Source organism: Collinsella sp. AM13-34, assembly GCF_003473055.1.
GTDB lineage: Bacteria > Actinomycetota > Coriobacteriia > Coriobacteriales > Coriobacteriaceae > Collinsella.
In genome coordinates this window covers 1-4,983 of record NZ_QRLE01000043.1, presented here as the reverse complement: position 1 = coordinate 4,983, position 4,983 = coordinate 1, and the positions used below count along the sequence as shown (strand labels likewise).

At 66.4% G+C, this 4,983-nt stretch carries 6 protein-coding genes; 1 reads left to right on the top strand and 5 read right to left on the bottom strand.

Going from position 1 to position 4,983, the window contains the following annotated elements; translation table 11 throughout:
• Positions 1–98: 98 nt before the first annotated feature.
• Positions 99–731, bottom strand: a complete 633-nt coding sequence (locus tag DW151_RS10215) for a GyrI-like domain-containing protein (RefSeq protein ID WP_118335730.1) — start codon at positions 729–731, stop codon at positions 99–101.
• A gap of 430 nt (positions 732–1,161) precedes the next feature.
• Here DW151_RS10215 and DW151_RS10205 point away from each other — a divergent pair, with 430 nt between their 5' ends.
• The gene (locus DW151_RS10205) at positions 1,162–1,770 is read left to right on the top strand and encodes a TVP38/TMEM64 family protein (protein WP_118335728.1); all 609 of its coding nucleotides are present in this window, start codon (positions 1,162–1,164) and stop codon (positions 1,768–1,770) included.
• A 174-nt stretch (positions 1,771–1,944) separates the two neighbouring features.
• Here the strand turns inward: DW151_RS10205 and DW151_RS10200 are convergent, their stop codons facing one another.
• From DW151_RS10200 to DW151_RS10185, 4 genes are all read right to left on the bottom strand, one after another.
• Positions 1,945–2,199: a hypothetical protein gene (locus DW151_RS10200; RefSeq protein WP_118335726.1), complete on the bottom strand. Its 255-nt coding sequence runs from the start codon at positions 2,197–2,199 to the stop codon at positions 1,945–1,947.
• An 84-nt stretch (positions 2,200–2,283) separates the two neighbouring features.
• Positions 2,284–3,492 carry an ABC transporter permease gene (locus DW151_RS10195; protein WP_118335724.1) on the bottom strand — a complete coding sequence of 403 codons (1,209 nt, stop codon included), beginning with the start codon at positions 3,490–3,492 and terminating at the stop codon, positions 2,284–2,286.
• The gene (locus DW151_RS10190) at positions 3,489–4,295 is read right to left on the bottom strand and encodes an ABC transporter ATP-binding protein (protein ID WP_118335722.1); all 807 of its coding nucleotides are present in this window, start codon (positions 4,293–4,295) and stop codon (positions 3,489–3,491) included. The genes DW151_RS10195 and DW151_RS10190 overlap by 4 nt, the downstream gene beginning before the upstream one ends.
• Before the next feature lies 1 nt (position 4,296).
• Positions 4,297–4,983, bottom strand: a 687-nt coding sequence (locus DW151_RS10185) for an efflux RND transporter periplasmic adaptor subunit (RefSeq protein ID WP_118335720.1), incomplete at its 5' end; no start/stop codon positions are given.

Genomic DNA, 4,983 nt, shown 5'->3' with positions numbered 1-4,983 from the left:
GTGCTGCTTTGCGTCGAATCCGGAACGGGCGGGGGAGACGCCCCGATTTCCCTTTCCAGCCCGACGGACGTAATCCTTTCCTCCGTAGAATTCAAATTTTACGCCATTTTAATCGGGTGCCTGATGACGGTTTTCCATTTCTCAGGAGCAACCTTTCTTGCATCAGACATATAAATCTCGTGATGCAACCTATCTTTGCTCATATCATTAACATATCCATTCTGCTCCAAATAGGCATCCATAAGTGCAGTGGTTGCAGGTTCGTCATCAAAAGATCCTAAATGCATAATTTGAACGCATAATCCTTCATCAATCGTAAGATACTCTTCTGACGAGCAATCAAGTTTTTTCTTGCACGTTGCTGTTTCTACCGCCCAATCAAAATCCGCTTTGGAAACAAAATCGGGCAAACGAATAACAGAAATCCAGTTGAAGGCAGATTTGTTTGTATAATCTACTCCCTCAATATCATCTTGCCGCCAAAATCCTTCAAGTGGTGGTACAACATACTCAAAGAACCCATCAATTTTATAATCGGTCTTATAACTCATTTTCAATGTATAAGCAACAGCATACAGTACGCTAATAGCCTGCTGATATGCTCCGCCTTCTTCATTCGGATTGCCCTTGCCTCTAACAGCAATATAGTTTGCCTTTGGAACATTCACAATCTCTGGTTTGTTCTTCGGCATGTAAAATTCCTTATATTCTTTCTTAAAATCAAAAGCCATAATTACCTCCGTAAAATTCAAAAATAATCGCTCTTCATTAAGAAATATTTCCTCTTTCTTCCTCTCTGTCGGCTTTCTTTTGGTCTTGCCTTGCTTGATAGCAGCAATCCTTTGAACAGAAAATCTGCCTGTTACTTGTAGGCACAAACTCTATTTGACAATGAGGACATACCTTTGTCTTGACGATTTCTCCACCGTTTTCATCGATTTTCTTTGCCTTGAGGGTGCGGACGATTTATTTGACCGAGGCTGGGCCGCAAGGCCGAGCCTCGCCCTCCTGCCGCCTATCGTATCGTGGGGCCCCCGCCGAAGGACTTGAGCCTGCCGGAGTTGTACCACCCAATATAGCGCCCGAGCACCCTGACGAAGCCGTCCACGGTCCAGCCGGACCAGTCCCTGAGGTGGAAGAGCTCCACCCTCAGCCTGCCGAATCGCCGTCCTGCCAGGAGAGCCGGTCGAGCTCGCGGCGGGCTACCTTTTCGGATTCTGGGAGGGGACCGCCCTTTGCCTTGCGGGCGCACTCGCTGGAACGCTCGCCGTCGTAGCGCTCGTGAAGACCCTGGGCACGAGGCTCGTCGGGCTGTTCTTCACCCGCGAGCAGATGGGGTCCGTCCCATGGCTCAAAGATCCGACGCGGCTCGAAGCGGTCATGTTCGCCGTGTTCCTTATCCCCGGGACGCCCAAAGACGTCCTCACCTACGCCGCGGCGCTCACGAGCTGCCCCTGGTGGAAGATCGCCGCAATCACCACGATAGGGCGCATCCCTTCGGTGGCCTCGTCCACCCTTGCCGCCGGCTTCGCCGCCGAGGGGAACTGGATCCTCGCCGCCATCACGTTTGCCATCGCCGCAGCGCTCGCAATCGCAGGAGGCGCGCTCTATGCAAGAAGGAGAAGCGGGCATGAAGCCCATCCCCATCGGTCGTCCCGCCGCTCAAGCCAGGCCGGCGAGGATGCGGGCAGTTTGCCAACATCGGCAACGCTTCGATTGCCCTGGGACTCGACAGCGCCGGAAGACAACGGAGGCAGCCGCCCGAAATAGAAAAGGTCCTCGAGCTTCTTGTATCTCGTGGAGCCGCCACCAAGCGGGGTAGGTTTTCGTGAGGTGGGGCGACTGAAGCCAGAATCCACTCATTGACGAGGGGCGCCGGCGGTAATCTCCGCTGGCGCCCCTCGTCATGGACAGTCTCTTTTCAGCGGTCCCGTGCCGTCACCCCTAGCTCGAGAACGTCACCTCCCCGCCGCCCTGGAGCTGGTCCTCGGGCACCTGCTTGGCGTCGGGCGGCATCTGCCCGGAGTCGGGGCCGCCGCCGACGGACTGGGTGTCGGTCACCTCCCCGCCGCCCGATCCCGCCGCGTCCCGGCTGGTGATGAGCCATCCCGCGGCGACACCCCCGGCGACGAGCGCCAGGGCGAGCAGCGCCGCGACCGCGATTCTCTTTGCGTTGAACTTTCTCGTCTTCTCTTCCATTGCCTTTCCTCTCTCGTGAGTTCTTGTCCGAACTGTCCCGTCTATGTCATCCGGCCCCGCGGCCGGCTCGTCTTCCCGGGCGCGCTACCCGTGCCTGAGCGCCTCCACCGGCGAGAGCCTGGCGGCCCGCCAGGCCGGGTAGAGCCCGAAGACCACCCCGACCGCGGCCGACACCGCCACGGTGCTGCCGGCCACCGCCGCGGGCACCTGCGGCGTGATCGCCCCGGAGCCCGCCATCTGGGCCGCCATGCCGGCGAACCCCCAGGCGGCGGCGTAGCCCGCGGCCATGCCCGCCGCCCCGCCGGCGAGGCACACGAGCACCGCCTCGAGCAGGAACTGCGCTACAATGTCCGACCTCCTCGCGCCGAGAGCGCGGCGCAGGCCTATCTCGCGGGTGCGCTCCGTCACGCTCGTGAGCATCATGTTCATGATCCCGATGCCTCCCACGAGCAGGGAGATGCCTGCCACGCAGGTGAGCAGCAGCTGGAACGAGCCCATGACGGCGTCGGACTGCTCCATGGCCGCCTTCATCGGCCACACCGAGGCCCTGCCCGACCCTCCCTTGCGCGCCTCGATGGCGGACGCGGCCTCGCGGGCGAGCCCGTCGACGTCCTCGCCCTCCCGCGCGAAGGCGAGGACGGAGGTGAAGAGGTCGGCGCCGTCGGGCGATCCCACGCGCTGGCGCAGGGTGCGCAGCGGCATGATCGCCGACGAGAGCCCCGAGGCCGCGCCGGCGTCGGCGAGGACGCCCACCACCTCGAAGGGCGTGCCCGCGATGGTGACGCGGCGTCCCACGGCCGCCGCCGGGTCGGCCGACTCGCCCTCCAGCTGTCTGAGCATGCCGTCGGTGAGCACCGCGACGCGCGACGCGGACTCGCCGTCCGCGGCGTCGAGGAGCCTGCCCGCAGCGAGCCTGGCCGAGGCGGCCTCGAACCAGTCGGGGGAGACGCCGAGCACACCCATGTCCTTCACGGCCTCGGTGCCCCACGTCGCAGAGGCCGTCGTGGAGACCGAGCCCGAGAGGATCTCGAAGCCTGGTACCGCCGCGCGCAGGGCGGCCACGTCGGCCTCGGTGAGCCCCAGGGCGTCGGCGCCCGCGTAGGTGATGGAGGCGGCGCGCGCCTGCGAGAGCCCGAGCCGCTCGGCCATGGCGGAGCGCACGCCCGTGACGAGCGCCGTCATGGCGATGACCGCGGCGATGCCGATCACCACACCGAGGGCCGTGAGCGCGGTGCGGCCCCGGTTGTGGGCGAGCGCGCGCACCGACTCGCGGCAGACGTCCGCGGGCCTCATCGCGGGCCCCCTTCCGCCGGCGAGGGCAGCGCCCGAAGCGCCTCCCTGCCATACGCGCGGCTGTCCGCGCCCCCGAGCGCCTCGGAGAGCAGGCCGTCGCGCAGGGTGAGGGCCCGCCCGGCCCGCGCCGCCACGCCCGCGTCGTGCGTGATGAGCACGACGGTGCGGCCGGCGGCGGAGAGCGCCTGGAACGTGCGCATGACGGCGTCTCCCGTGGCCGAGTCGAGGTTGCCCGTCGGCTCGTCGGCGAGCACGATCGCCGGGTCGGCCACGAGGGCCCGCGCGATGGCGACGCGCTGCATCTGGCCGCCCGAGAGCTCGCGGGCGAGATGCCCGGCGTAGCCCTCTGGCAGGCCCGCCGCCGCAATCGCGGCCATCGCCCGCTCCCGCCGCTCCCGCCGGGGCGCCCCGGCGTAGGCGAGCGGCAGGCAGACGTTGTCGAGGACGGTCTCGCGCGGCAGGAGGTTGAAGCTCTGGAACACGAAGCCGATGCACCCGGCGCGCACCCAGGCGAGCTCCGCGTCCGTGAGCGACGAGACGTCCTCGCCCTCCAGCAGGTAGGTCCCCGCGTCCGCGCGGTCGAGCAGACCGAGCACGTTCATGAGGGTAGACTTGCCCGAGCCCGAGGGCCCCATGATCGCCACGAACTCGCCGGGCATGACCCTGAGGTCCACGCCGCGCAGCGCCCGGACGGGGCCGGCGGCGCTCGCGTAGGAGCGCGTCAGGCCGCGTGCCTCGATGGCCGGGACGGCCCCCGGCGCGGGGAGGTGCGCTGCGGCGGGCGCGCCGCTCGGGCGCGCCACCTCACTCGCCGCCCTTCGCTGCCGACGTGACCACCTGGTCGCCCTCCGTCAGGTCGCCCTCGACGGCTGCGCCGTCGTCGGTCTTCAGGAGGACCTTGACCCTGCGGGTCTCGGTCCTGCCCTCGGCGCCGTCCTTGCCCGGCACCCACACCTCGACGGTCGAGTTTCCGTCCGCGTCGGTCCCGACCGCGCCCGCGGGGACGACGAGCGCGTCCTCAAGCGTCTGGACGGCGATGTCGGCGCTCGCGCTCATGCCGGGCTTGAGGCGCGGGTCGGGAGCGTCGACGAGCAGCCCCACGTCGTAGGTGACGACCGAGCCCGAGTCTTTGCCCGCCGTCGCCTGCGTCGCCACGTCCGTCACCGTGCCCTCGAGCTTGAGTCCGTCGACGGCGGGGAACGTCACCTCCGCCTTCTGGCCCACGGCCACCTTCGGAACGTCCACCTCGTTGACGGCGAGGGAGACCCTGAGCTTGGTGAGGTCGCCGATCTCGGCGAGGGCCGTGCCGGACTGCGCCTGCACGGAGGTCCCGGGGGAGGCCGCGAGCGACATCACGGTGCCGGCGGCCGGCGCGCGCACCGTGCGGGCGTCGGCCTTGGCTCGCGCCGCCTCGAGCGCCTGCTCTGCGGCCGTCGTCTGGGCGTCCGCCTTCTCGCTGGCGGCGCGCGCCTGGTCGAGCGCGGCGGCGGA

Bases quoted from the DNA above. Each gene is read 5' to 3' on its own strand.
- DW151_RS10200 (WP_118335726.1), bottom strand. From the start codon at position 2,199: ATGGAAGAGAAGACGAGAAAGTTCAACGCAAAGAGAATCGCGGTCGCG.
- DW151_RS10215 (WP_118335730.1), bottom strand. From the start codon at position 731: ATGGCTTTTGATTTTAAGAAAGAATATAAGGAATTTTACATGCCGAAG.
- DW151_RS10195 (WP_118335724.1), bottom strand. From the start codon at position 3,492: ATGAGGCCCGCGGACGTCTGCCGCGAGTCGGTGCGCGCGCTCGCCCAC.